The sequence below is a fragment of the Paenibacillus sp. FSL K6-1330 genome (assembly GCF_037976825.1).
Classification (GTDB): domain Bacteria; phylum Bacillota; class Bacilli; order Paenibacillales; family Paenibacillaceae; genus Paenibacillus_AQ.
In genome coordinates, this window is the sequence record NZ_CP150269.1 from 4,001,200 (window position 1) to 4,026,124 (window position 24,925).

The following is a 24,925-nucleotide window of genomic DNA, read 5'->3' on the forward strand; positions in this document are numbered from 1 at the left end:
TTTCGGAAAATGACCCACGCTCCAGTTTATAGCATGATGCTCCTCATGTATTCGCCGCTCTGATTTAGCGACTCTGTTAAATCAATGATTTCAAAACACGCATTCCGTGGCGATCGACGGACGCTTAAGCAATTCCCATCCGGTCTTGGCGGATATAAAAGAGGCTAGTTCCCATCCCATTCGGTAATGCGTCTGATAGCCGGGATGATATCGGCCGCCCCATCCTTCCACCTCCGGATGAATCAACCCCAGATCAACTACGAATACCTTCCCGTTTCCGCTTTGATTGAAATAGGACACGACCTTATTCACGCTCGCAAGATAGTTGTTATTCATGGTTCCGACACAGCAAAAGACGTAGGGATTGTTATACTTTTCCTGGATAACCTGAATGAATTCAATATAAGCGGCAATATACGCCTCATCGTCAATTGGCGTAGAATAATCGTTCTGGCCCAAATTAATGACGATTCCATCAGGCATATACCGGGAAAAGTCCCATGGCGCCGTCCCTTTGCCGAGCGTTCCCGAAAAATGTTCCGGTAATCCTTGCTTGTTCCCTACCGCATCCTGCCAAACGCCAATTCCGCATATGGCCATCGTATGATATTCCGCATTCAACATTCTGGCGCTGATCCCGACATAAGACATGTATCCGTCGTCAAGATGCGGAGCTTCAGCGAGCACATGCGGATGACCGATCCCTGCTCCATCCGTGATGGAATCCCCAAAGTATTCAAGCCGGACAGGTTTTGCCGCGGGCGGGGCAAGGAAGCTTCCGCCGTCAGGCAGAGAAAAATGATGAAATGCTATACTTCCGGTGAGGATCCCCGTTCGCTTGTGGATCTCTAAAGTGTGTTCACCCTCCGGCAGCCCCTGTTCGATTATGTATTCATGTACCCCCTTCTTCAAATTGATCCAATTACGAGCGACGCCGTCCACTACGATTTCAACATAATCCTGGCCGTCGGAATCCTCAGCCGTCATCGAGATGGCCGTACCTCGGAAGGCAACAAAAACCGCGCTGTTGACCCATCCGCATTTCGGCTTCTCTTTCTCGGTCAGATCGAATCTCCCCATCAGCCTGGCATATTTGGTAAAGTTAAACTCCAACATAATTCCTCCCTTCAACTTTTGCATAGACTAACGAAGTCCTTATAGTAAAATAAAGTATACTTTATTTTGTTAATAACTATATTTATATTATCAATCGATATACTTTTAGTCAATTACTAAGCAATGAATCCCCTTAATTTATACGTATACATATGCATGAAATTCAAGATAAAAGCCTTGATTTCAATGCATTAATAAAGTATACTTTTATAAAATCATTTGAAGTACCGTGATTAAGCACCAGTCTGTAAAAGAGGAGAATTTTTGTGAACGAGCCGAAGTACATGAAGGTAAAACAAGCGCTGCTGCATCAGATTCAAGTCGGCAAGCTTCGCTCTGGCGATAAGCTGCCGAATGAAGAAGATCTTATGAAACAATTTCATGTAAGCGGAATAACGATTCGAAAAGCAATGACGGAACTGGCCAACGAGGGCGTAATCACCAGAATCAAAAGAAAGGGCTCTTTTGTAAATGGAGATCAAGCCGCAGACCATTCGAGTCACTTGATCGCGTTCATTTTATCGGCGGAGGACAATTACGATGTATCGTATATGAAAATCATCAAAGGCGCCCAGCAAGTGGCCGCCGAATTCAATTACTCCTTAATCGTGGAATGGAGCAACGAAAATTTGGCCGTTGAACAAGCATCCATTCAGAAAATGCTGGACCGGAAAGTCGACGGCTTCTTGATTTATCCGTTCGATCCGATCCAGAGCAAGGATAACTACCTATTCATCGAACAAAATAACATCCCCTATCTATTGGTAGACCGGTACAATGTGGATCATCCCAGCTATTTTTCCGGATGCAACAATTATGACGGAGCGATCCTGGCTACCCGGGAGTTGATCCGTCTGAAGCACACCAAAATAAAGTTCGCAAGCTATCACTTCTTTCTTCATTCCGAGCAGGAGCGGTTCGCCGGCTATTGCAGCGCCATGCGTCACGCAGGGTTTCCGTTAACCGACGATAACTTGCTGACCCGCGTGGACTATGACGCACTAGCCGACAGTATTTTGAAGCGGAATGTTACTGCTTTGTTTTGCTGCAATGACAAACTTGCCATAGAAATGATCGAGAAGCTGACGGACCGCGGCATTAGAATTCCGCAGGATGTTTCCATTATGGGATTCGACGATTGGGACCATTCCAGCAACCTCTCGATCGGATTGTCTACCGTCCGGCAAGATTTCGAGGAAATCGGCAGAAACGCTGCGCATTTACTCCACCAAGTTATTCAAGGCAAAACTCTTGGAGGAAACACGAAAATATTGTCTGGCGTTTCTTTGGTGATTCGGGAGTCTACATGCGAGAACCCTTACGGGTAACGTTGTCAGCTCAAATAAATCAATGAGAGGAAGGAATGCGTTATGAAATTCGACTTTGCGTCTTCCAGTCTGAGGCACGGGCTCTTTCATCAAGAAACGGATGGCATCTCCTGTTTTCTTCCCGGAAGTGCGATAACCGTACGCTTTCAAGGACGGGAAATAACGGCCGAGATCGAGGATGTCAACGGAGAGGGGAAAAGCTGGCTTAACGTCTATATCGACGATCTTCCGGTAAGGGTGATGAGAATCGATCCGGATAACCGGCTGTACCAGCTTGCGGATGATCTGGAAGATGCGCCCCATACCTTAACGCTGCAGAAACGTACGGAGGCGGCATTCGGCAGCATTAAATTTACCGATTTAACTACGGAGAACGGAGCTCTTCTGAGCCCGCCAGCCCCTCTTCCCCATCGCCTGCTCATCATTGGTGATTCGATCACGTGCGGCTTTGGTAACGAGGCGCAGATTCCCTGCGACTGCGATGCTTCACGCGAAAATATCGCGCTCGCTTACAGCTCGCTGACCGGTCAACTTTTGAATGCCGAAACTTTGATTGTGGGCGCGTCCGGCACGGGATGCTATCAGAATTTCGGCGGTGGCCAAGAAGGCCGCATGTCGGATTATTTCATGGAAACCATCTGTCCTGATCTTGATCAACAAGCCATAGATCCGTTTCATCCTGAAATGGTTGTCGTTAATCTCGGAACCAATGATTGGTCCGCGCCCATCGAGCCTGCGGATTACCTTGAACAATATCGCAAATTGACGGGTTTTATTCGCGATAGATATCCATCGGCCCCTTTGTTCTGCGCAATCGGTCCGATGACGCTGGATCCCGCTCCCCATTTGAAGGCTCTCGTCCAGCGTCTCCACGAAGAAGGCGACGACAACATTCATTTCGTGGAGTTTCCGCTCATCAAGCGGCCGGAAGACGGAATGGGAGGCTGCGGGCATCCCTCCGTCAAGAAGCATCGGCAAATGGCTGAACAGTTGGCCGGGACAATCCGTCAGGTTATCTCCGGTCCTGCCCCGTTTACCGGAAGCCGTTAGAAAATAACAACGACCCGCCAAAAGAACCGCTTCCTATGCGTAGCGGTCCAATCTTATCAAGGACGATTTCGTCAAAATATCTATACATGCCTCATAATCACTTCGATATATTTTGCGAGTCGATGCAGAAAGAAACGGACTAGCGTAAAGTCATACGCTAGTCCGTTTCTGTTTGTTCATTATTCGCCATTTGGAGCTGCTTTCGCTCCACATGGGACACTCCCCATTGATGTAAGGATACCAAAATCGGGGACAGAGGCATCGTTCTCGAACCGGAATCCACATAAAACGAACTCCACATCATTTCGTAAATAATAAAAAAGCCTGTTGAAGATTTTCAACAGGCTGACCACTTCCTATTGGAAGCGGTCCTTTTTTTGCGGGCATTGTTCCAGTGAACAGCAATCTCTATTTTACCAAGAAGGCATCGACCTGATTCTGCAGCTCCGTCTGGATTGGCTTGAGCACCGCTTCGCCTTCCGTTTTAAATCTGGCAAAGTATTCGTCCGGTTCAAGCGCCCCGTTAAATAGTCCGCTATAGTATTTGGCCTGAATAGTCGCAAACTGGGCCACTTCGTTCTTCACCGGAGTCGGATCGAAAGTGAAGCCGGTGAGGATGTCCTTCGTGAAGTTGTCGGCTTTCATAATGAATTGACTGTACTTCTGAGTCTCTTCGTCCGTACCAGCCCACTCCCGCTCTAACGTAGGATTCAACATGAGCTGGAACGAGATGATACCGCCATCGTTGTTCAGCGTTTCGTATTGATGCTCGCCGACCGATTTCCAGTTCACGCCTTCAATTCCGTGTTCCAACAAATCATAATTCTCCTGCCGGTTCGCCCAATCGAGGAACATCATCGCGCGGTCTTTATGCTTGCTCGTCTTTACAATGCAGATGAAGTTATCCATCTTGAAATTGGAAATGTTTTTCCCTTGGGTAAGGTCAAACAGACGCACGGCTTCCAACTCGCCGCTCGGAACGACCTGTTTCAGTTGGTCGTTGAACGATTGGGGAACCCCAAAGGCCATTTGGGGCGTAGCCGCCACTTTATTCTGAAGCTGCATTTCTGCCGGACTGCTTTTATTCGTCAAAACGTCCTGCGACATGACTTTGTCCACGAACAGCTTGCGGACATCCTGGATGCCGGACCAGATCTTAGGTTCCTGGGTTTCAAAGAAGTTGTAGACCTTCCCATCGTTGCCCTTGTAATACAGCATCAAGCTGGCTCCAGCAAAATTCGTTGGACGAATGTTGATGCTGGTATCGTCACGGATCAGCCAGTTGACCCAGCTGTAGGTGACGTCGTCTGCGCCTGCGAGTAGCGGTGTAATACCGGACTTACCGTCACGAACGGCATAGAGATAAGTTTTAAGATCCTCATACGTCTTTACGGGCGGCAAGTTGAACTGCTCCCTCAGGTCCTTTCGGATGAAGACTGCTCTCTGTTGAGTATAGGCGCTTCCCAAGGGAACGCCGTAGATGTTGCCGTTAATTTTGTTGGCGTCCCACATTTGTTGCGGCCTCGTCTTTTTTACGTTGGGGCCGTATTGCTCCAGCAGTTCGCTTAATTCTTCGTAATAGCCCTGGGAAGCCATCGTGTCCAAATGCAGCCACGGGGCATCAAACATCAAATCCACGTTCTCTCCCGAAGCCAGCATGACGTTGGTCTTCTGATTCAGATCGGCAAAGTCGACAAATGTAAATTTAACCTGCGTATTGATTTCGGTTTTTAGTCGCTTGTTGACTTCGGTCAGCACCTCGTCATAGTTAGCCCCCTTTGCCCCCGGAATGACAACCTCCAAAGTGACCGGTTCAAGGGACGGATCGCCGGTTTCCCCGGAATCACCCGGCGCGGAGGCATCCCCGCCGGATCCGGAGCACCCGGACAATGCGATGGCTAGTCCGAGCAGCGTCGTCGCCAAGAACTTGCGTTTTGATTTGGCCATGTAAATTACTCCCTTCAAATCATCATCTTATAGTGCGTGTTCAAAAAGTCAGGTTTTCAGGACCAAGAAGATTGGATGAAGCTAGGGACGCCTGGTAGCGCGGCAGCGTAAAGGACCGTAATGACCTTATTTGCCCATTTCCCGGCTATTTCCCGCTGTAACGGACTCCAGAGGCCTTATTGGTCCCTCATGGCGGCCATTTAGCCGCTTTTGACCGAAATAAGGTCTCCTCGGTCCGTTAGAATCGGGAACTACCACAAAGCGGACTAATAGCGTTTTTGGTGTCCGTTAGCTTAATGGAGGCTACGTGAGCAACTGAAATGTTTCCGCAGGAAACATGCTCCGGGAACATACGCTTTGGCCCGGCTGAATTCAAGATTCGACGTCGAATCCGCTTCATGATCTGCTTCGTCATGCATAGACGACTTTTTGAACAACCTCTTATATTCAACCTTTCACCGAACCGAGCGTCAGACCTTTGACAAAATACTTCTGAACCATTGGATAGACAAGTATAATTGGGCCGATCGTCAGGCATACCGTTGCCAACTTGACCCCTTCCGCCGGCGGCAGCGTAAGCACATTGCCGTGATTGAGCGATGTGAGCTGCATCTGCGACATGAGCTGCCGAAGAAGCAGCTGAAGCGGGTACATATCGCTGTTATCGATAAACAGAAGGGACAGCCACCAATCGTTCCAATATTGCAGTGCGTAGAACAAGCTGATCGTTGCAATAACCGGCGTTGAGATCGGCCGGATAATTTTGAAGAAGATCGTCCACTCTCCGGCGCCGTCCATGTTAGCCGATTCGTTCAGCTCATAAGGCAACGAGCGATAGAACGAGACTAAGATAAACGCAAAAAACGGATTCATGACGTAAGGGAGCACAAGCGCCCACAGCGTATCTTTCAGATGCAGCCATTGAACGACCAGAAGATAGAAGCCGACGAGCCCCGAGCCAAACACCATCGGCACGTAGGTCATAAACGAGAGGAAGCCTCGGTATCGGTTCTTCGGATGGGCCAGCACGTAAGCAAACAACGCAGTGACGACGAGGCCGATAACGGTTCCGATGGCTGTTACCGCAATAGTGATGCCATAGCTGGTAAACATTTGCTCGCCCTGAAGGAGGAAACGATACGACTCCAGCGTAAATTCAGCGGGCCATATGGAGTATCCGTTCACCGCCAAGCTTCGGGTGCTGGAGAATGAATTAATGACCATCAGCCAAAAAGGAAGTAAACAAGCCAGCGCAAATATAATCAAAAACAGTCCGAACAACAACACCGCCATTTTATCGGAGAACTCGGTTGTCCGTTGGACTGGTGGGGGCGGGATCAGAGCATCCGGACGATTCATTTGGAATTCACCTCCCTTACATTCCGCAAAATTAAAGTGCGTGTCCAAAAAGTCAGTTCAAGATTCGATGTTGAGTCCACTTCATAATTTGTTTTGTCATGGAAAGATGACATTTTGAACAAGCTCTTAAAATAATCTGGAGTCTTTATCGATTTTCCGAACCAACGCATTAAACGAAACGACGGCGATAAGCCCCATGATAGACTGATAGAATATGATAGCCGATGACATGCTGAAATTGCCAAGCTGCCTTAACGCCCGATAGGAATATGTATCGATGACATCAGTCGTCGGGAATAGAATTCCGTTGTCCCCGATAATTCCGTAGATCATGCCGAAATCCCCGTAGAAGATCCGTCCGACTCCCAAAAGGACGAGAATGATGATTTGCGGCTTCAGCAAGGGCAGCGTAATGTATTTCATCTGCTGCAGCCTCGTGGCTCCATCCAGGCGGGCGCTCTCATAATAATCGGTGGAGAAACCTGTAATGGCAGCGAGCAGAATAATCGAGTAGTAACCGGCACTCTTCCAGATTCGCGTTAAGGTTAGAATAATCGGCCATACCCAGGGGGTCTGGTACCAATCGACAGCTTGAAGCCCGGTCATGCCCAGCACGCGGTTAATCAGGCCGTCCGTATTGTTGAATAAAATGAATGCCATATACCCCACGACGACCCAGGAAATGAAATAAGGAAGGAAGATGACGGATTGAATCGTGCGTTTAAACCATTTCAAGCGAATCTCATTCAAGAAAAGAGCAATGAGAAGCGCAAAAACCATCTCGAAAATAATGAACAGCGCATTTAAATAAACCGTATTGACCGTCACTTGAATCCAATCCCGATTGGAGAAAAAGAAGCGAAAGTTGTCCAGCCCCACCCAATCACTGCCCCATATGCCTTTGCTGATCTGAAAGTCTTTGAACGCTAGCAGATGTCCGGACAGAGGAATATAGGAGAAGACAACGAGAAAAATGATTCCCGGTATCGCCATCGTATACAAGCCCCGGTTCTTTACAAGATCCCTAAACATTCTCAATTTATAGTATCCCTCCATTCGATCTGGTCTGTCCGATGTGGCCATATCCTGACAGTGTTTATTATGTACGGAAGGAGGAATTCGGAATAGTCCTCATTGTGTCACAAAGGGTATTCAACTTAGGGATTGTGCGGTAAATCGGGCTTTCAGCATCATCTTTATTTCTACTTTGTCAAAATGAGGACTTCACACAAGGGTCAGGATATGATTGAGTAAAGAGGTCACGGCTCGTTTCTTCTATCGAACCGTTACGTTATACCCTTAAACCGTCAATCCATCAGCAAGGGGTGCTGGCTTATATATGAAGATCAAACCTATTTTACAGAAGACCTATTTTCGAACCTTTCTTGTACTGACCACCGTTCTGATCTGTTCCATGATTCCCTTCGTCTATTTACTGTCTGCAGAATTCGCAAAATACACCATGCTGGAGGTGCGCAGCAATTCGCAGAACGAAGTCAACAACCTGGCTTCGAAGGCCGAAATGATTCTCGGCAATTTGAAAGCTAACGGGCTCAGCATGTACGCCGATCAGAATATTCAGAACTGGTTCTTCAATACAAGCAAAGATCCGCTCATCGACCATGCTGCGCTCGTCGCCCAATCCAACTTCATGTCCACCGAACCACTCATCCAGCGATCCTATCTGATTAATTTGAAGCAAAATCTTGTCGTCGATTCCAAAGCCGGAATCGTCCGTAATGAATCCTTTGCCGACCCGAGCATGCTGGAGCGTGTGAAGTCATTCCACCCCCAATATTTGCGCTTCTTTAATCATTCGCTGGATGGCTCGGACTCCCTGGCCCTTATTCTGCCCGCAACCCCCGAGAAGCCGTCTGACTTCTACCTCGTGCTGCTCGTTGATAAACCGCTGCTGTCGAAGCTTCTGTTCGGCCAAACGATCGCCTCGGAGCAAGACATTCGGATTCTCGACGAGCATGGGCAACTTCTATTGGGCGTATCCAATCCCGCGCTGAGCGGACAGCTTTATCAAGCGAGCCGGGAGCTGCAGGACAGCGATTTTCAAGTTCGGCTCCCCCATCAGAGATGGTTCGTCAATACAGCCAAGCTGACTACTGAAAATTGGTCGGTATACTACTCGAACGAGTATCATATTTTGACACGCCACATCTCCTTATTCCAGCACAAATTGATAACGTATACATTGCTGCTACTGGCACTCCTCTCCTTGTTGTTCTTCTGGAGTTCTCGCCGTTCCTTGCGTTCCATCACCTTCTTGTCGGAAAAGCTGAAGGGAAAGGTTGCATTCGCAAACTCCACGTTCGATGCCAAGCCGGATATCCAATGGATCCACGACGGCATCGATATGCTGCTGAACAACGTGGAGCAGCTTCATGCATCCATGAGAAACCAATCCGAGCTCGTTCGAACGGAACTACTCGCCCAGTGGATGCTGCACGGGACGCCGGGTACCAAGGGCTATGAATATATCCATACCCAGACCAAGCTCGCTTCCTGCGACGTTCTGTTTTTGGCCGTTCTTCGGATCGAAGCCTATACGGTCTTTTGCGAACGTTACGATTTCCCCTCCCGGAAATTGATCAAGTACGCCATACGCAATATTAGCGAAGAAGTGTTTGGTGCAGGTTCTTATGCGGCCGAAGGCTTGGATATGGGCGGCGATCACCTTATCCTGGTCATCGGAGGCCAAGAATTGGACGAGCTTCAGCTACAACGTCTTCTGGAGGAGATCCACCATCAGGTCGCACGCATTCTGAACGTTGATACAACGGCTGCAGTCAGCAATGCCTATGACTTCGGCGCTAATATCCGAAACATCTATGATCATATCTACGAATTGACGAAACTGCGATTTCTTAACGGAGAGAAGCAAATTTTTCTGGAGAGCGATTATGAAGAGTTTATGGCAGGGTATCCTTCTGCGTCTGAGGCGCTGGAGACAGCCGAGATCATCAAGTCGATCCGCCGCGGCCGCCCGGAGACCGCGCTCGTTCTGCTGCGTCAGCAGATGAAGCACGTCCATGAGCTTCCTTATCGCGACTGTAAGCTTAACCTGACCTACTTTACTTATGACCTGCTCAAAAATTTTAACAAGTCCAGCGTTCTGCATGAAATCAGCAGCATCCATCAATTGCTGGAGCGGTACAGCACGCTGTCCGAGTTTCAAGCATGGCTGGAGAGCATCGTCACGAAGCTCGCATCCGAGACCGAAGTTCCGAAATCTTCGAACCGCAAGGAAGAGATCGTCTTGGAGATTAAAGAATACGTGGACAACCACTTGCAGGATGCGCAATTATCGATCGAGCAGATAGCCGACAATTTTTCCTTCTCCGTCAGCTATATCCGGCAGCTATTCAAAGAGATCATGAACGTGTCATTGTCCGAGTACATCCTTCAGGAACGAATCGAGAGAGTGAAGGAGAAACTGATCTCCAGCCAGCTCTCGGTGCTGGAGATTGCAGATCAATGCGGTTTCATATCCAAAGGGCATTTTTTTTCCGCATTCAAGAAGTTCACGAATCTAACTCCGAAGCAGTATCGGGAAATCCACGGGGACTCCCCTAGTTAAGATATCGCGCTTGCCAGCTTATCATGGAGAAGCGGCAGCTAAGTATGCTTGTTTTGCAGGAACAGATCCAAGTCGAAAAGGACCTTTCCCGTAAAGCCCCACAGTGCTTACGGAAAGGTCCTTATTCGTTTATCCAAAAAGCTCTGGCGCCCTGACGCTATTTACCGTTCGTTTCTTGAACCGGCTCAAGACCCAGCTTCGGATTCGCCAAGTCGAGTTTATACATGATCTGATTGTAGTTATACCGTGGCGTTGGGACATGATTCGTGAATGTATTCGTATAGGTTCCTTCGAAGTAGATGACCCGGCCGCCGTCCTTGTTGAAGTATTCATGCTGGGCTACGTTATAAAAAGTATAGTCGTTATGCGTAATGATATGCTTGGCATTGGTCCAAGGACCTTGAGGCGATGGTGCTTCCGCGTACCAGACTTCCCCAAGTACCGATGTCTTGCCTTGTATCTGCTGCGCGATCATCACGTAACGCTGCCGATATTCATTCCATTCAATGGAGCTTTGGGCGATTTGAACGTCTTCACCGGTATCGATATCCTTCAATTGATAATAACGCGGGTCGTCAGCTTTGATCAGCCCTAATTGGATCAGCTCTTTCTCTTGTTCTTGGTTGAGCGGCTGAGTGTCCTTTTTCCAGCCCCATACGAGCTTACCGTCCGCGTCGCGTTCCAGCGACGTTTGAGCCCCGTTGTATGTCGTTCCCGGCGTCAGGCAAGTAAACGATTCGTATTGGGTATAGTCGATGATGGCGTCATAGCTGGCAGCAACGCGCAAATTCGGAATTCGGTGTTCGGTAAAGAGCCAGTATCCCTTACCCCCCTCCTCGTAGAAGGTCGCCTGTCCGCCCGGATGACGCCAGTCGTCTTTGGAAGGGAACTGGACGACCTGCTCGAACTCCTTCGTCGTGTCGTTAAAGGCAAGAATACCGAAGGCGGTGGGTTCAGGATTGTGCGTGCTGTAGCCAGCGAGCAGACGTTCCTGTCCGGCGCTGTCCTTGGCGGTCATCAGACCGAATACCCAGGCTATGCCTGCACCATCAGGCAGAGGCGGCACCAAACTTTTGACGAAACCGTCTTGATTCGTAAAATAGTCCAGATTCACACCGATATCCGGGTCCAGTCCCCCCTTACTCGGAAGCTTCGAAGTCGCACCCGTCACGCGGAAGTTCCCCAGCGGATAGGCCGGTCTGTCCGTATCGCCCCAGAACCAGTACAGTTTATTGTTGTACTCGATCGTCTGCACGGAATCCTGTCCCATGACCAAGCCGTTGATCAGCGGCTCGTTAATGGGCGGCTTCTGGCCAACGAGTAAGCTGTCGCGATAAATGCCTTGGCCTGTCAGCCGGTACAGCCGCTCTGCAATGTTGATCCGATTCATCTCGAGCGTTACACTGCCGTTTGGCTTAACCTCTACAGCCTGCCCCCGGTAGCCAAACATATCGGCAGGAATGTCGTAGCCGTCACTCGACATATGGAAGAAGACCGTCTGATCCATCAGACCTGGCTCGTCAAATGCCACAATACCGGCACTGTCCGTATAATACAACACACTGTTCGTCGTCTTCAGTTGGACATGTGGGATGCCCCTGCCTGTCTCGGCATCCACCACCTTGATCATGAATGGCCCCTGGACCTTTATCTTCTCGCTGCTCACATTCGGCTCGGCGCTGCTTCCCGCCGCCTGCACTGCCATCGCGGCGCCCGGCGCCGTCATGGCCATCAGCAGGATACAAGTCCATATCCCCGCACGTTTCCACTGTTTCATTTTCATTTCTCATACCTCCCGAACTTTTGGCCTTTTGATAGAAGAAATCGTTGCTCTAACCCGATACCGTCTGTTCAATCCATATTTCTACTGCCATGGTTACCCAAATACCTCTGGATGTGTTTGGTTTATCGCGTCCAAGCGATCGAAGCGACACTGAGCGGCATTGCTTCTCCGTTGATGAACTCCTCACTAACCACCTCCTTTCGCAGCATGGGAGCAATGCGATGTTCCAGATCGAGCAATAAAAACATCTATCCACGTGCTTATTCAATGAAGCCAGACCACATTTAACGGGAGTTTTGTTCTTGCGATATGAGGAAGCTCCGTCTCGAAGTACATTATGTAAGCGGATACATTAATCTTTGTGAGTAACAGCCGCACAAGCTGCGCGGCTGTTCTCTGTAAAGAAATGTCTTTCGAACCCATAAATCTGCTTATGAATATCAATGAAGTCCGATTTCCCTGTCCCCCCTAATATATAGTAGGAATTATTCCACCTAAGACAGTTGACGTTAGGAACCCATGCGCATTCGCGACCAATCGAAGCTAATCGCCTCCAGCAGTGCGCGTGCAAGCAGCAGATGGCCCGTCAAGCTCGGATGCACCCGATCGGACACCAGCGCAGTCGGATGTACGTAGTCGAAATGGCTGGCGAAAGCCGCCTGCGTATCCACAAACAATGCGCCTACCCGCTCCGCAACCCTTTTGGTAGCCCGTCCGAACTCATCCATCCGGCTGCGCATGCGATCTTGGTCATTCGGCTCCAGATAGAACGGCGTCATTCGGCCGGAGCCTGATCGTCTTCACCTCGAACGGACGGAACTTAAGTGATACCTCTTCGCCCTCCTGCGGCAAAGCCGCCAACTTCTCCTCCAGCATGTTTGTCTCATAAACCGCCGCAACGGACAGCCCGAAGTGAAGCCCGCACGCTACGGAAGCTCCCTTGCTCTCGTACAGACGCACGATCCAATCGCCCGATCCGTCTTCGGCAAGCTTGACCGTCTCCGCGATCACATTGGCTTGATCGATGAAGAGCAGCGATTGCGCCTCCCGGCCTCCTCCGGACACGAGGCTGACAGGATAGTTCAGCTCGTAAGCTTCCTGTACGACAGGACTATCCAGAAACGCGCCGTTCCAGAACGTAAATCCATATGCAAAATGGTGCGTCCCTTGATCCGACGTCTCATCCGGCCACGTCGGAGCCCGAAGCAGCGTTAGGCTCATCGTGTTGCCGTTCACGGAAATCCCGTATTTGCAATCGTTCAGCAGCGCGAAGCCGCGATTCGCTTCAGCAAGCGCCGACCATTTATGCTGAACCACTTCGTAACGATCCGAATCATGCGGACGCGAAGCATGATTCGGTCTCTTGACATAACCGAACTGGATCTCCTGCAACGACTCGTTCGCATGAACGCGAACCGGGAAATCGACTTTTAGCAGCTTGTTCTTCTCGCACCAGTGAACCGTCGTATGGAATTCCACTCGACGGCTGCCGGCGCGCAAACGGATATCCTGGACCATGGTCGATTGGTTCAGTTCGCGCTCAACCCGAATATTGGCGAAGAGCGGTCCGTTTGCGGTAACGGATACCTTGGCGTTTGTTTTCAGTTCGACGGGTGCCAAGCGGTAGCGCCGATCGATCTCCCAAGCATCGAAATCCGAATTTTGATCCCTATACATCCGCATGACGTTGCAGCGATCCGCCGCCCATTCCGTGCCGGTCTCCTTGTCAAAAATACGAGTCAACTCTCCCAGTTCGTTCATTTCGAGCGCAATCCATTCGTTCTCTAGACGCGATTCCGTTGCAAGGACCGCAGACGTTGCTGGAGCATCTCCCGCTTCCACTTCTTCAGTCTTGTACGTTGACCAGCCCATGGAAGGCGCCTCTACCTCGGCGTAGCGAAGGCCTTCGTGCATTTGCACCGGCAGAACCACTCCATTCTCATCCGCAATTCCATGGATGCCGGCAGGTAACGCGACCAGTTCCTTTCTCGGCCAGGACAGCGAGTTAAAGACGGTAACCCGGGAGGCATCGTCGTCCGTGAGCGCATCTCTTGCGTCTGAAGCCATGTCATATACGTTCTGATTCAATTCCTTCAGCTCCAGCTGCGCCTCTTCGTGGACGCGATGAATGGAGGAACCCGGCAGAATATCGTGGAATTGGTTCAGCAGCAGAACCTTCCATAACCGTTCCAAGTCCTCGTAAGGGTAAGCTCGGTTATTAAGCAGCTTCGCCGCAGCCCCCCAAAGCTCCACCTCGCGGAAACCGATTTCCGCCTTCCGGTTTAGCTTTTTGATGATCGCTTGCGTCGTGTAGGTCCCGCGATGAGCGGGATAATAGAGCTCTCCTACATATTTGGCGTCAGGAATGCCTTTTTCGATCTGATCCTCAAAAAATTCGATCGGCGAGCCATGCTTTGTCTTGGGGACGCCCTCCAAATTGCCGAGCCTGCGCATAAACTCGAGATCGTCCCGATTGGATCCGCCGCCTCCGTCGCCATGTCCGAACTGGGTGAGACGTGTGGAAATTCCTTCAAGCTGGACGCGATCGCTCCACTGATGGATCAAGAACGACGGGTTGATCCGAATTGGATAGTAATCGCCGTAATTCATCAGATGCGTCAAAATTTGCGAACCGTCGATCCCTTCCCACATGAACGTATTATGCGGGAACGGATCCGCTACATTATCATAAGTACCGAACAATTTTGTAGACGCGAAATAATGGATCCCGCAGCCCTTCATAATTTGCGGCAGGTTCCCGGAATAGCCGAATACATCAGGCAGCCACAGCATCTCGTTGTCCACGCCGAATTCGTCCTTGAAGAACCGCTTGCCGTGCAGTGCCTGACGGATCAGACTCTCGCCACTGGGCAGATTCGTATCGGGCTCCACCCACATGGAGCCTTCGGGAATGATCCTCCCTTCCTTTACCGCCTGTTTGATGCGCGCATAAAGCTCCGGATACAGCGTCTTGGCCACCTGGAACAAAAACGGCTGGCTCTGGGTATACGTGTATTCCGGGTATTCGTCCATGAGCGCCAGCTGATTGGACATGGTCCGCGCAATCTTCCGCTTTGTCTCCGCGATCGGCCACAGCCAGGCGACATCCAGGTGGGACTGTCCCATCAGGTACAGGGTCGGCGCCGTTGAACCGTTCACGCAGGAGAGGAGCGGCTCCATCAACTTCCGGCACTGCTTTGCATTTTCACCGAGCGATTCCTGACGGAGGGTCAGGTCGATGGTAGCGAACACCTGAGTCAGGCATCGATCAATCTCCGACACGCGGAGGGATTTGGGATTCAGATGATTGCGAAGATCGTACAAGCATTCCAAATCGATGAAAAACTGGTAGACTTCCTCTTCAAAAACGCAAAGCTGTGACTCTCCGAACGTCGGCCTGGAATCCGAATGGCCGGCGTACGCCTCTGCGACGATTTCAAATGCCTCGCCGGCTTTTGCTGAACGGGTTAACGTTACGTAATGATGGTTAAGGTCCTTTGCGCCGCTCACGATACCGTTTATGTACACGGTCGCTTCGGATCCGAAATCAAGCATGGCCACAAGCCGTTTGCCTTCGGCCTCTTTGGGAACAACAATGGTCGTGCGGAACCAGCCGTATCCCCAATTTTCTCCCCACCGTTGGCCCGGAGCGAAACTCTCAAACGGTCGTCCATCCATTTCATGGATGAACAGTTGTTCCATTGTCGTAAAACCGGAAAAATCGATAACAGAAAGCATCGTCATCATAAATTGATCTCTTTTGTTTAGCAGCTTTTCCACATGGAATAAAATCTCTTTCTTTTCATTCAAGGTTTCTCACATCCTATGTTTCGTTATCTATGATCCTATCGCCTTGAGATATGCCGTCCCTCCGCGGCGGCCTTGCAGCGGAGGGACGATTTCTATTCGTTTCCTAGCGCTCTTTGTGCAGCATCATTATAGATTTTCAGCGCTTCATCAATGTTGCCCATTTTTTGGACCTTATCGATGAATGCCTGCCAATTGTCGAAGCTGTTTTTGCCTGCTACGAATTTGGCCTGTTCTTCCGTAACGAACGTCTTGATCGGGTTCATAATCTCCGAGACCCGCTGGCTTTCACTGCCCGTGAGTTGAATCGACGGCTCGCTCAACCAGGAAGGAACATAGTCGTTCTCGGGCATAGGCAGACTCGTCAGGAATTCCGCCTTCTCAATCGGCACCTCTTCATATTTGCCGTTAAATACCGTATAGTCTGTCGCGGCAAAATCCACGAACGCTCTTGCGTCGCTCACCATCTGCAAGCCGGGGTTATGGTTTCGGCTAGCGCGCATGCCGTATTTATCGCCCTCCACCCAGGGATCCTTGGCCGTTTTCAGCGAGTCGACAAAGGTCGGAACGCCGTCTTCCCCGATCGTATAGGTTGTGCCCTCGATTCCCCAAGTGATGAGCTGGATCATTTCATCCGAATATTGATAATCGATGAATTTGATCAATTCTTCAGGGTTTTTAACTTTCGAGCTTACGCCGTAGACTCCCCAGCCCAAGTCAGGGGTATTGCCGTTCACAACCTCCTGCCAGGCTTTTCCGTACTTCGGATTGTCGGGATACAACGAAACCGCGAAAATCTTCCCGTCGTCGGCCGTTCTCGTGTACTCGGCCGGCGTCGTAAACCACTGCGTCAGCCACATGAGGTTGTCGCCGTTCAGCGCTTTTCTTTTCAGCGTATCGTCTGTATCAATGGTATACTCCGGATCTAACAGTTTCTCCGCATACAGCTTATTCGCAAATTGGAGCGCATCTTTATATCCTTCATCCAGAATTCCGTATACGTATTTCTCGCCGTCCCAAAAAATTTCATCCCGGATATGGTTCGCGGAGAACAGCGATCTCAAGCTGTTCCATTTTGTCGCAACGGGATATTTATCGGGGTAGAGCTCTTTAAGTTTTTTGGCAGCCCCATAAAATTCATCGAGCGTTTCCGGAATTTTGATGTTATTGGCCTCGAACACGTCATAGCGGTAAGCAGACGTATTCTGGATGAGCATGCCGCGATCCTCGGGGAATCTGGGCGTGGAGGTTTCTTTAAAGGTGAACATGTTGCCGTCGGCATCCGTTACCCGCTTCATTCCGTTCTTTACCTTGCTAATGTAGTTCATATAGTTCGGCATTAAATCTTGATACTGGCCTAACTCGAGAAGCTGGCCTTGTTCGGCCATTTCGGTCGTATCATAGAATAAAGGCGTCACGAAGAAATCCGTCAGATCGTCGCTTGCGATCATAAGCTTGACCTTTTCGTCATACTCGGAAGACGGAATATAGTTATATTTGATTTCTACCTTTTTGCCCATATAAGCTTCCATGCGCTTGTGCCATTCCTTGCCCACCAGACTATTCGGATTATCCACACCGTTCGCAGGCAGCGTGACCGAAAAGCGCAAGACTTCTTGATTCTCTTCATGGGTATCGGATTTTTTGGAATCATTCGAACATCCGGAAAAAACCATCAGCGCGATCAACCCAAGGACAAGCATTTTTGCCAATTTGTTCATCCCATTTCCCCCTAATTTGCACAATGAACCGCTTCTTCTTCAAATCTGCTATTTATTACTGGTCATGAATGACTGCACACTCAACTTGCTTGCACCGGCGCGTCCGGATCTCTAGCCTTTGATGGAGCCGACGAATATCCCTTTGGTGAAATGCTTCTGAAAGATCGGATAAATACACATGATCGGAAACATGGTAATAATGATGACGCTCATTCTTACCGCCTTCGGATCAAGCGTTTCCCCCGGGGCATTGATGGCGACCGCGCCGCCTCCTACTCGTCCTTGAATCGCGGTCGTATCCAAGGTAAACAGGTAGTTTCGGAGCACCATCTGCAAAGGATACTTATCCTGATCTCGCAGATAAATCAAAGCCTCGAACCAGCTATTCCAGCTTCCGACCAGACCGAATAGAGCAAAGGTTGCAAACAGCGCTTTCGACAACGGCAGTATGATCCTGAAAAGAACGACCAAATCACTCGCTCCATCGATATAGGCAGAGTCCTTCAGTTCAGAAGGAATATTCAGAAAGAAGGTCCGAAACAGAAACACATTATAAGCACTGATCGCACCGGGGAGAATCATGACCCAGACCGTATCCAACAGATTCAAACCGCGCATAAGCAGATAGGTCGGGATTAAGCCGCCGCCGAAAAACATCGTAATCATGAGAAAAATGGTCAGAAATTTCTTGCCCGCAAATCCCGGGATCGTGAGCGGATACGCCATCAGTGCCGTAAACAGCAGCATGATGCACGTAGAGCCGGTCGCATAAATAATCGAGTTCAGATATCCTTTAAAAATGTACGGATCATTAAATACCGTCGTGTACGCTTCCAGATTAAATCCCTTGGGCCAAATCGTTACACTCCCCGAGGAGATGTAACGCGTGCCGCTAAGCGATGTCGCGATAATGTTCAGAATCGGATATAGCACGACAATCAGGATGAATAGCATGATAACCATATTGAATACATCGAATGCTCTGGAACCCAAACTAGCCTTCTTCAACATCCCACCACCTAGAACAAACTCGTCTCTGATACTTTCCGGCTTAACCAATTGGTCAAGTAAAGGATCGTAAAGGAAATAACCGACATGAATAATCCGATGGCCGTCGTGTACTCGTATTGTGCGCCCAGTATACCTTGACGATAAACATAGGATCCGATGACATCTGCTACTTCGTAAGTCTCAGGCGAATAGAGCAGAATGATCTTCTGGAAATCGCTCCCGAGGATTCCTCCGACGGCGAAAATCAGCAAAATGATTGTGGTCGGCTTAAGCGACGGCCATGTGATGTGCAAAACCTTCTTCCATCGGCCTGCGCCGTCTACCTCGGCTACGTCATACAGCGTAGGATCTATTCCGCTTAATGCAGCAAGGTAGATGATCGTGCCGAACCCGACGCCCTGCCATATGCCGGAAGAGATGAAGATAGTCCGAAAAAAGTCAGGTTCGAGAAGAAACATGATCGGATCTCCGCCGAAGAAGCCGACAATATGGTTAAACAAACCGTCTCTCGCCGTAAATTCCTTAAGCATCCCCGCAACAATGACAACCGAAATAAAATGCGGGAAATAAGAAACCGTCTGCACAAGCTTCTTAAAGCCCTTGTTTTTCAATTCATTAAACAACAGAGCCAATATAATCGGCGCCGGAAATGACCAAAATAAAGTATACAAACCGAGAAGCAAAGTATTCTTTAATACCCTGAACGCCATCGGATCGTTAAAAAAAGAAGTGAAGTACTTTACCCCCACCCACTCGCTTCCCCATATCCCCTTGGAAGCGTTGAAATCTTTGAAAGCGATTAATATTCCGTACATCGGAAAATAGTGAAAGACTAACAGCGTCAGAAAGCCGGGAAGCACCATAAGGTAGAGATAGCGGTGCTTGACGAATCTGGCCACCAGCCTGTTATTGGTTGTCTTCAAAGGAACACCTCCTGACTGTTAACATGTTGTGATCAATGCGGCTGGTGCAATTACTCCAGGTCGCATGAGTCTGGCCATTTGGTTCGTTTTTTATGTAAGCGCATTCAATTTCACCCCCAGACTGTATCCTAACGTTCGTCGAAAACGCATTTGCTTCCGGCAACCGTCCCCTATAGATATGATCATCGTGATGCCTTTCAACTTGTTATGCTAAGTAGAAATTAACACATACTAACTTCATCGTCAACAAATAAAAATACTGATGTATTCATTGGTAATTAGCATACTATCTCCGAATTATCCCGAACTGACGATATCGATGCGGCGTTAGGTTATGCCTCCGCTTGAATAAGTCGTAAAAGTAGCTGACGTTGTCAAGTCCGATCTCAAGGCTGATCTCCACGATGTCCATATCCGTGTTTAGCAGCAAATTCTCGGCATAGGACATTCTCAATTCGTTAATGTACTGGGTTGGGGACATTCCGAGATGTTCCCTGAACATTCTGCATACATAGGCATGCGATTTGCCCGACAGCTGGACAAGCGCAGCCGTTCCCCGCGTGAAGTGCTCTTTCTTTTTCGCCTCTCGGCATAGGGACTTAAACCATTCCGGTTGTCCGGTAAGATCAATCGAATCCGCGTCAGCCTTGATATACCTGGAGAACAGGTCGGTCAAAATGACTCTTACCTCCGCTTTGACGGCCAGCTTCTTCTCCTGCGGAATCAGACTGAGCTGGTCCAGCCGGTATCGCACATATTCCTTCTCCGTTTTGGACAGCAAGGTCGACGGCGGCATGGCTGGCCCAAGCAGTCTTTCGCTTGGGAACCCTTCTCCCAAGAAAGCTATGAGGTCATCCAGGACCTTGCGATGGAACGACAAATTGATGAACTGGCAATCGCTATCCGTCGTCTGCTCATAGTAATGAACGTCCCGGTCCCGTATGAACACGAGTGTATTTTCCTGCAGCGGCTGCCTTTTGCCGTTAATGACATGCACAACGCTTCCTTTCAGAATAAGAAACAATTCAAAGAAGTCGTGCGTATGCATGCCGATCGTATCGCGCACCGAAGCGATCAGCCGATAGTGGGCCTGAATTTCAGAATCAATGCCGTCTGCCGCAAGAAGCTTCAACATATGCGATATCCCTCCTTGTTTGTATATTGACTAGTTCCTCCGATGTCAAAACACCATAATGCATTCAAAAATAGAGCAAGATTGAGAGCAAGACTTTCGATTAGGATAGAGTTGTTACTGCAGCCTGAAAGGAGATTTGCCACGAATGAACTTATTAGAACTGCGTCAGCAATTCGAAGTAAACAAACGCATTTATGAAAGCGCCAAGCTTGTCTTCCGCGGAGTCGAAGGCTTCGATGTCTACAATCCTTCCATTCCGTTCGAATGGAACGGCAAGCGCTACATTTACGGACGCGTGGAAAAACGCCATGAGTGGGCGAGGTCCTGGGTTCGCCTGTTCGAGCAGAGCGGTCCGGACCAGTGGACAGCCGTGCCGAATACGATGATTTATCAGCTAGAAGATCCTTATATTAGCGTGATCAACAAACAGCTCGTATTGGGCGGCACGCATGTCCGTTACAAGCAGGGACGCCTCGATACATTCTACGGTTATTTCTACAAAGGCAGCGATCTTCATGATCTCTTCTACTTCACGACCGGTCCGAATTATATGAAGGACATTCGGCTCGTAGAGCTACAGGACGGGAGGATCGGCGTCTTCTCCAGGCCGCGCGGCGAAGGGGTTCGCAAGGAATTCGGCAGCGAATCCTTGGTGGGATTCACCGTCATCGACAGCCTGGACGAATTGTCTCCGGAAGTCATCGAGAACGCCCCTTATATCCGCGGATTATTCAGCAAGGACGAGTGGGGCGGCTGCAACCAGGCCTACTTGCTCGAGAGCGGAAAGGTCGGCGTCATCGGCCATATCTGCTACGCTCAAGAAGATAGATCGACCTATATGAACATGGCCTTCGTATTGGACCCGCAGACGAATCAATTCTCGGATTTGAAAATCATCGGCAGCCGCCCTTGTTATCCGGATGGCCCCGCCAAGAAGCCGCATCTGACCGACTGCGCGTTCACCGCCGGCATCGAAATGCGTCCCGACGGCAAGGTCAATCTGTACAGCGGCATCGGCGATACCGAAGCGGCGCGCATCGCCATTGACTACCCGTTCGAGAAGGAAGGCGCCATTGTAAGCTTATAGTTGTAATTCCATGATGGAGCTGCTGGATTCCCCGGCGGCTCCTTTTTATGTCCGATTCATGGTATAGTACCATTCATTTTTTTCCGAGGTGTCCGCTTCGAAGTTATTATGATAAGTAAATCAAAACACATACCTTATTTGACCCCATCGTAATACAGACCTCCGCGAAATTCAAACCTTTTATAGCATTTCGCTCCTTTTTTGTTTAATTTCTGAACATTTCTCACCTATTCGACAAAATCTTTAACGAGATGTGTTTCAAGTACGTATACTTTTTAAAGCGGTGTGCGTTATAATTGAGGAAATGTTGATACGAGGTGAACTTACTTGAACAAGAAGGACTTGGCTCTTCCAAAGTACCAGATGGTAAAAGACTATGTCTTATCCCAGATCGAGAATCAGGAATTTACGAAGGACGATCGGATTCCTAGCGAGTCGGAATTTTCCAAACTGCTGGATGTCAGCTCCATCACTGTGCGTAAAGCGCTGTCAGAGCTGGTGAACGAGGGCGTGATTTACCGCGTCCGAGGTAAGGGAAGCTTTGTCGCCAGCCAAGTAGCCGTCTCGGAGAAGACCTCCAATCTGGTGGCCTTCGTCATCTCCGGCATCGACCTGTACGACAGTTCGTATATGCAGATCATGAGAGGCATTCAGTCACTTCTAGGCCAGCATGGCTGCAAGCTGATCATCGAATTCGTGGAGAACGACTTCGAACAGGAACGTGAGCTCGTTCTGGGGCTCATTCAAACGGAGCTAAGAGGATTACTCATCTATTCCTCTGATCCCGAAGCTGCAAAGGGCTATCTCGGAGAGGTTCGCAAAAAATCGATTCCGTTTGTTATGCTGGATCGCTCCCCTTCCAGCTATCCAGTCAACGTTGTCACCTGTAACAACCATGACGGTGCTTACGAAGCTGTTGAATACTTGATCCAGCAAGGACATCGACGAATTGGATTCGCGGCTTACGATTATCATCTGAGCCCGGAAGTCGACAGATATAACGGTTATTGCAATGCCATGTCGAATGCATCCCTTCCTATACCCGATTCGCTCTTGTTCCTGGATAAGGAACTGGACTATGCTGCGCTTGCGCGCCTTATCCAAGACGGAGAGCTGACCGCGCTATTCTGCGCGAACGACAAGCGGGCCCTTGAGGTAATCGAACAGCTCACCGCACTTGACATACGTATCCCCGAACAAGTATCCCTAATGGGCTTTGATGATTTCGAGAGCTCCAAATTTGCCAAGGTGGCCTTGAGCACCGTGAAGCAATATTTCGACGTCCTAGGCTATGAGAGTGCCAAGCTGCTGCTCGAAATTACAGAAGGCTCATCTTACGGCAATAAGAAAGTCATGCTGCCTACAAGCTTGGTCATACGTGACACGATCAAGATAGTCCAAGGTTAAAGCAAAGCTAAAAAGGCATTGGATTCCAGGATATGCTGGTATCCATTGCCGGTCATAATGCCGCAAAACATGCTAAAGAAATAGGTCCATTGTAATTTCAAAAGATCATGGATCAGCCCCTATCCATAATCCTCCACGCCTATCCTCTTGATACAAATTCTGTACTATTTGACGCTAACGGATTCGACACCTCCGATTCCTTGATCGCATCTACCAACAAATTTCTCTAGATCGATAACCGTTCTATCGAAAAAATGATTGATACGTCGTGCTTCCTCCTCGGTTTTGACAATCTTGATGATCTTGTTTTCTTTTCTGTTTCAATAGGTCAGCTATCCAGATTTAACATCATGAGAAACTCTGTACTTATGATGATATATCCCTCCGCATCATAACCATCCGGTCTTTCATCAGAAAACACAGTGAGCCAATAGTATGCTGGATTTTTAGTGGTTAGCGAGCGTCTCTCCGGTTTCAAGCAACGTCTTCATACCTGAAAGAACAATCGGCAGCCCGTTTTCAAGAATTTTTGCAGTGCTCATCGCCTGTTCGAATTCATCATGTATAACGGTTACGAGCGTCACGCCATGAAGTTCGGCATGCGAATCGATCTCCCACGTAATGCGCGACGGGGTGTCACTCTCCGTGCCCGGAAACGAAGTAAAACGCCAACTCATCACGAGCTTATTCGGAGGATCAAGTTCCAGAATGATTCCTTCCGCTTTCTTCTCTTCCCCGTTCCATAGTTCGAATGGAGATTCGATTTCCCAGGTGGTTCGGATGGCGCAGTTGAACCAAAACTTCGACGTTTTGGTCGGATCCGTGAGAGCTTGCCACACGTGTTCAGGCTTTGCTTTAATCGCTATCTGGTTATCCCTGCAGGAAAAGAAATATATACGGATCCTGTCGATCTCCAAGTAAAGGAACATGTGTGACGTAACCGTCAGCGTTTATGTACCTGAGTCGACCCCTACCTCAACATGGCATTTTTCGCCTCCTAGGTCCACTTATGTTGCCGAGGGAAACCATACCGACGATAGCAACGCGGATTTTTTTCCGAAAGAAGATTCATTCATACTACTGGCTTTCGGGTATGGAGGTTTTATCACAAGATGAGCATTTTCGAGTCATTGCCGCCTTTGGTGATTCCATTACAGAAGGGGGTACGTCACTCAAAATGCTAACCATCGTTGGCAATCAAATTTAGCCGATTGCATTCCATTGTCCCTATTCATGGATAAAATCTAATTTGTTTTGACCCAGTACAACTGATTTCAACAAACAATAAAAAAGGAGCTGTTTTGTATGAAAACGATGGAACAAAGAAATGCAGCAGCGGTGACCGCGTTTATCAAGGACATTGCGAATCAGAGCATGTTGGAGAAGACCGATCAATTCTTTGCACCACAAATCGTAGAGGCATTTACGGATCGGCGGTTTACCGTGGAGGAAATTCTGGCCCAAGGCGAGAAGGTCATCGCTAGAATCTTCATGACGGCTGTGCATGCTGGCCATTTTGCAGGAAATGCACCTAAAGGCAGAACCGTGAAGGCAACACAGTTCCGCGAATTTCGCGTCATCGAAGGGGACATCGCTGATCACCGCGGCTGGTTCGATACGGCCACGCTTTTGCCTCAGATCCAAGCTCAATAACCGCCTATG

The 24,925-nt window shown here is 49.1% G+C and carries 19 protein-coding genes; 6 read left to right on the forward strand and 13 right to left on the reverse strand.

Features of this window, described 5'->3' with window-relative positions; translation table 11 throughout:
* Window positions 1-90 precede the first annotated feature (90 nt).
* On the reverse strand, window positions 91-1,116 hold the full coding sequence (locus NYE54_RS17925) for an SGNH/GDSL hydrolase family protein (protein ID WP_339265026.1): 1,026 nt from the start codon (window positions 1,114-1,116) through the stop codon (window positions 91-93).
* A 266-nt stretch (window positions 1,117-1,382) separates the two neighbouring features.
* On the opposite strand from NYE54_RS17925, the gene NYE54_RS17930 reads away from it, so the two are divergent.
* Complete coding sequence (locus NYE54_RS17930) at window positions 1,383-2,444, forward strand: GntR family transcriptional regulator (RefSeq protein ID WP_339265028.1); 1,062 nt, start codon at window positions 1,383-1,385, stop codon at window positions 2,442-2,444.
* Between the two features lie 42 nt (window positions 2,445-2,486).
* Window positions 2,487-3,494 (forward strand): GDSL-type esterase/lipase family protein, encoded by a 1,008-nt coding sequence (locus NYE54_RS17935; protein WP_339265029.1) that lies wholly within the window; start codon window positions 2,487-2,489, stop codon window positions 3,492-3,494.
* A 408-nt stretch (window positions 3,495-3,902) separates the two neighbouring features.
* Here NYE54_RS17935 and NYE54_RS17940 read toward each other — a convergent pair whose 3' ends face one another.
* From NYE54_RS17940 to NYE54_RS17950, 3 genes are all read right to left on the reverse strand, one after another.
* The gene (locus tag NYE54_RS17940; RefSeq protein WP_339265030.1) at window positions 3,903-5,441 is read right to left on the reverse strand and encodes an extracellular solute-binding protein; all 1,539 of its coding nucleotides are present in this window, start codon (window positions 5,439-5,441) and stop codon (window positions 3,903-3,905) included.
* Window positions 5,442-5,888: 447 nt separating this feature from the next.
* Entirely contained in the window at window positions 5,889-6,800 is a 912-nt protein-coding gene (locus NYE54_RS17945; protein ID WP_339265032.1) for a carbohydrate ABC transporter permease, read from the reverse strand.
* 126 nt (window positions 6,801-6,926) lie between these two features.
* A complete protein-coding gene (locus NYE54_RS17950) occupies window positions 6,927-7,838 on the reverse strand; it encodes an ABC transporter permease subunit (RefSeq protein ID WP_339265034.1) in 912 nt (303 codons plus the stop codon).
* Between the two features lie 301 nt (window positions 7,839-8,139).
* Between NYE54_RS17950 and NYE54_RS17955 the strand changes: the two genes are divergently transcribed.
* Entirely contained in the window at window positions 8,140-10,389 is a 2,250-nt protein-coding gene (locus NYE54_RS17955) for an AraC family transcriptional regulator (RefSeq protein ID WP_339265036.1), read from the forward strand.
* 157 nt (window positions 10,390-10,546) lie between these two features.
* On the opposite strand, the gene NYE54_RS17960 is transcribed toward NYE54_RS17955, so the two are convergent.
* From NYE54_RS17960 to NYE54_RS17995, 8 genes are all read right to left on the reverse strand, one after another.
* The gene (locus tag NYE54_RS17960; protein WP_339265038.1) at window positions 10,547-12,172 is read right to left on the reverse strand and encodes a hypothetical protein; all 1,626 of its coding nucleotides are present in this window, start codon (window positions 12,170-12,172) and stop codon (window positions 10,547-10,549) included.
* 49 nt (window positions 12,173-12,221) lie between these two features.
* Window positions 12,222-12,359: a hypothetical protein gene (locus NYE54_RS17965; protein WP_339265040.1), complete on the reverse strand. Its 138-nt coding sequence runs from the start codon at window positions 12,357-12,359 to the stop codon at window positions 12,222-12,224.
* A 322-nt stretch (window positions 12,360-12,681) separates the two neighbouring features.
* Entirely contained in the window at window positions 12,682-12,951 is a 270-nt protein-coding gene (locus NYE54_RS17970; protein ID WP_339265042.1) for a hypothetical protein, read from the reverse strand.
* The gene (locus tag NYE54_RS17975; RefSeq protein WP_339265043.1) at window positions 12,923-15,982 is read right to left on the reverse strand and encodes a glycoside hydrolase family 38 C-terminal domain-containing protein; all 3,060 of its coding nucleotides are present in this window, start codon (window positions 15,980-15,982) and stop codon (window positions 12,923-12,925) included. The genes NYE54_RS17970 and NYE54_RS17975 overlap by 29 nt, the downstream gene beginning before the upstream one ends.
* Window positions 15,983-16,074: 92 nt before the next feature.
* Window positions 16,075-17,700 (reverse strand): extracellular solute-binding protein, encoded by a 1,626-nt coding sequence (locus NYE54_RS17980; RefSeq protein ID WP_339265045.1) that lies wholly within the window; start codon window positions 17,698-17,700, stop codon window positions 16,075-16,077.
* A 111-nt stretch (window positions 17,701-17,811) separates the two neighbouring features.
* The gene (locus NYE54_RS17985; RefSeq protein WP_339273547.1) at window positions 17,812-18,708 is read right to left on the reverse strand and encodes a carbohydrate ABC transporter permease; all 897 of its coding nucleotides are present in this window, start codon (window positions 18,706-18,708) and stop codon (window positions 17,812-17,814) included.
* Between the two features lie 11 nt (window positions 18,709-18,719).
* Window positions 18,720-19,634: an ABC transporter permease subunit gene (locus NYE54_RS17990; protein WP_339265047.1), complete on the reverse strand. Its 915-nt coding sequence runs from the start codon at window positions 19,632-19,634 to the stop codon at window positions 18,720-18,722.
* A gap of 286 nt (window positions 19,635-19,920) precedes the next feature.
* Complete coding sequence (locus NYE54_RS17995; RefSeq protein ID WP_076321459.1) at window positions 19,921-20,769, reverse strand: AraC family transcriptional regulator; 849 nt, start codon at window positions 20,767-20,769, stop codon at window positions 19,921-19,923.
* 145 nt (window positions 20,770-20,914) lie between these two features.
* Between NYE54_RS17995 and NYE54_RS18000 the strand changes: the two genes are divergently transcribed.
* Window positions 20,915-21,856: a DUF1861 family protein gene (locus tag NYE54_RS18000; protein WP_339265049.1), complete on the forward strand. Its 942-nt coding sequence runs from the start codon at window positions 20,915-20,917 to the stop codon at window positions 21,854-21,856.
* A 327-nt stretch (window positions 21,857-22,183) separates the two neighbouring features.
* Complete coding sequence (locus tag NYE54_RS18005; RefSeq protein ID WP_339265050.1) at window positions 22,184-23,263, forward strand: GntR family transcriptional regulator; 1,080 nt, start codon at window positions 22,184-22,186, stop codon at window positions 23,261-23,263.
* Between the two features lie 446 nt (window positions 23,264-23,709).
* On the opposite strand, the gene NYE54_RS18010 is transcribed toward NYE54_RS18005, so the two are convergent.
* The gene (locus NYE54_RS18010; RefSeq protein ID WP_339265051.1) at window positions 23,710-24,102 is read right to left on the reverse strand and encodes an SRPBCC domain-containing protein; all 393 of its coding nucleotides are present in this window, start codon (window positions 24,100-24,102) and stop codon (window positions 23,710-23,712) included.
* A 466-nt stretch (window positions 24,103-24,568) separates the two neighbouring features.
* On the opposite strand from NYE54_RS18010, the gene NYE54_RS18015 reads away from it, so the two are divergent.
* The gene (locus NYE54_RS18015; protein WP_339265053.1) at window positions 24,569-24,916 is read left to right on the forward strand and encodes an ester cyclase; all 348 of its coding nucleotides are present in this window, start codon (window positions 24,569-24,571) and stop codon (window positions 24,914-24,916) included.
* Window positions 24,917-24,925: the final 9 nt, after the last annotated feature.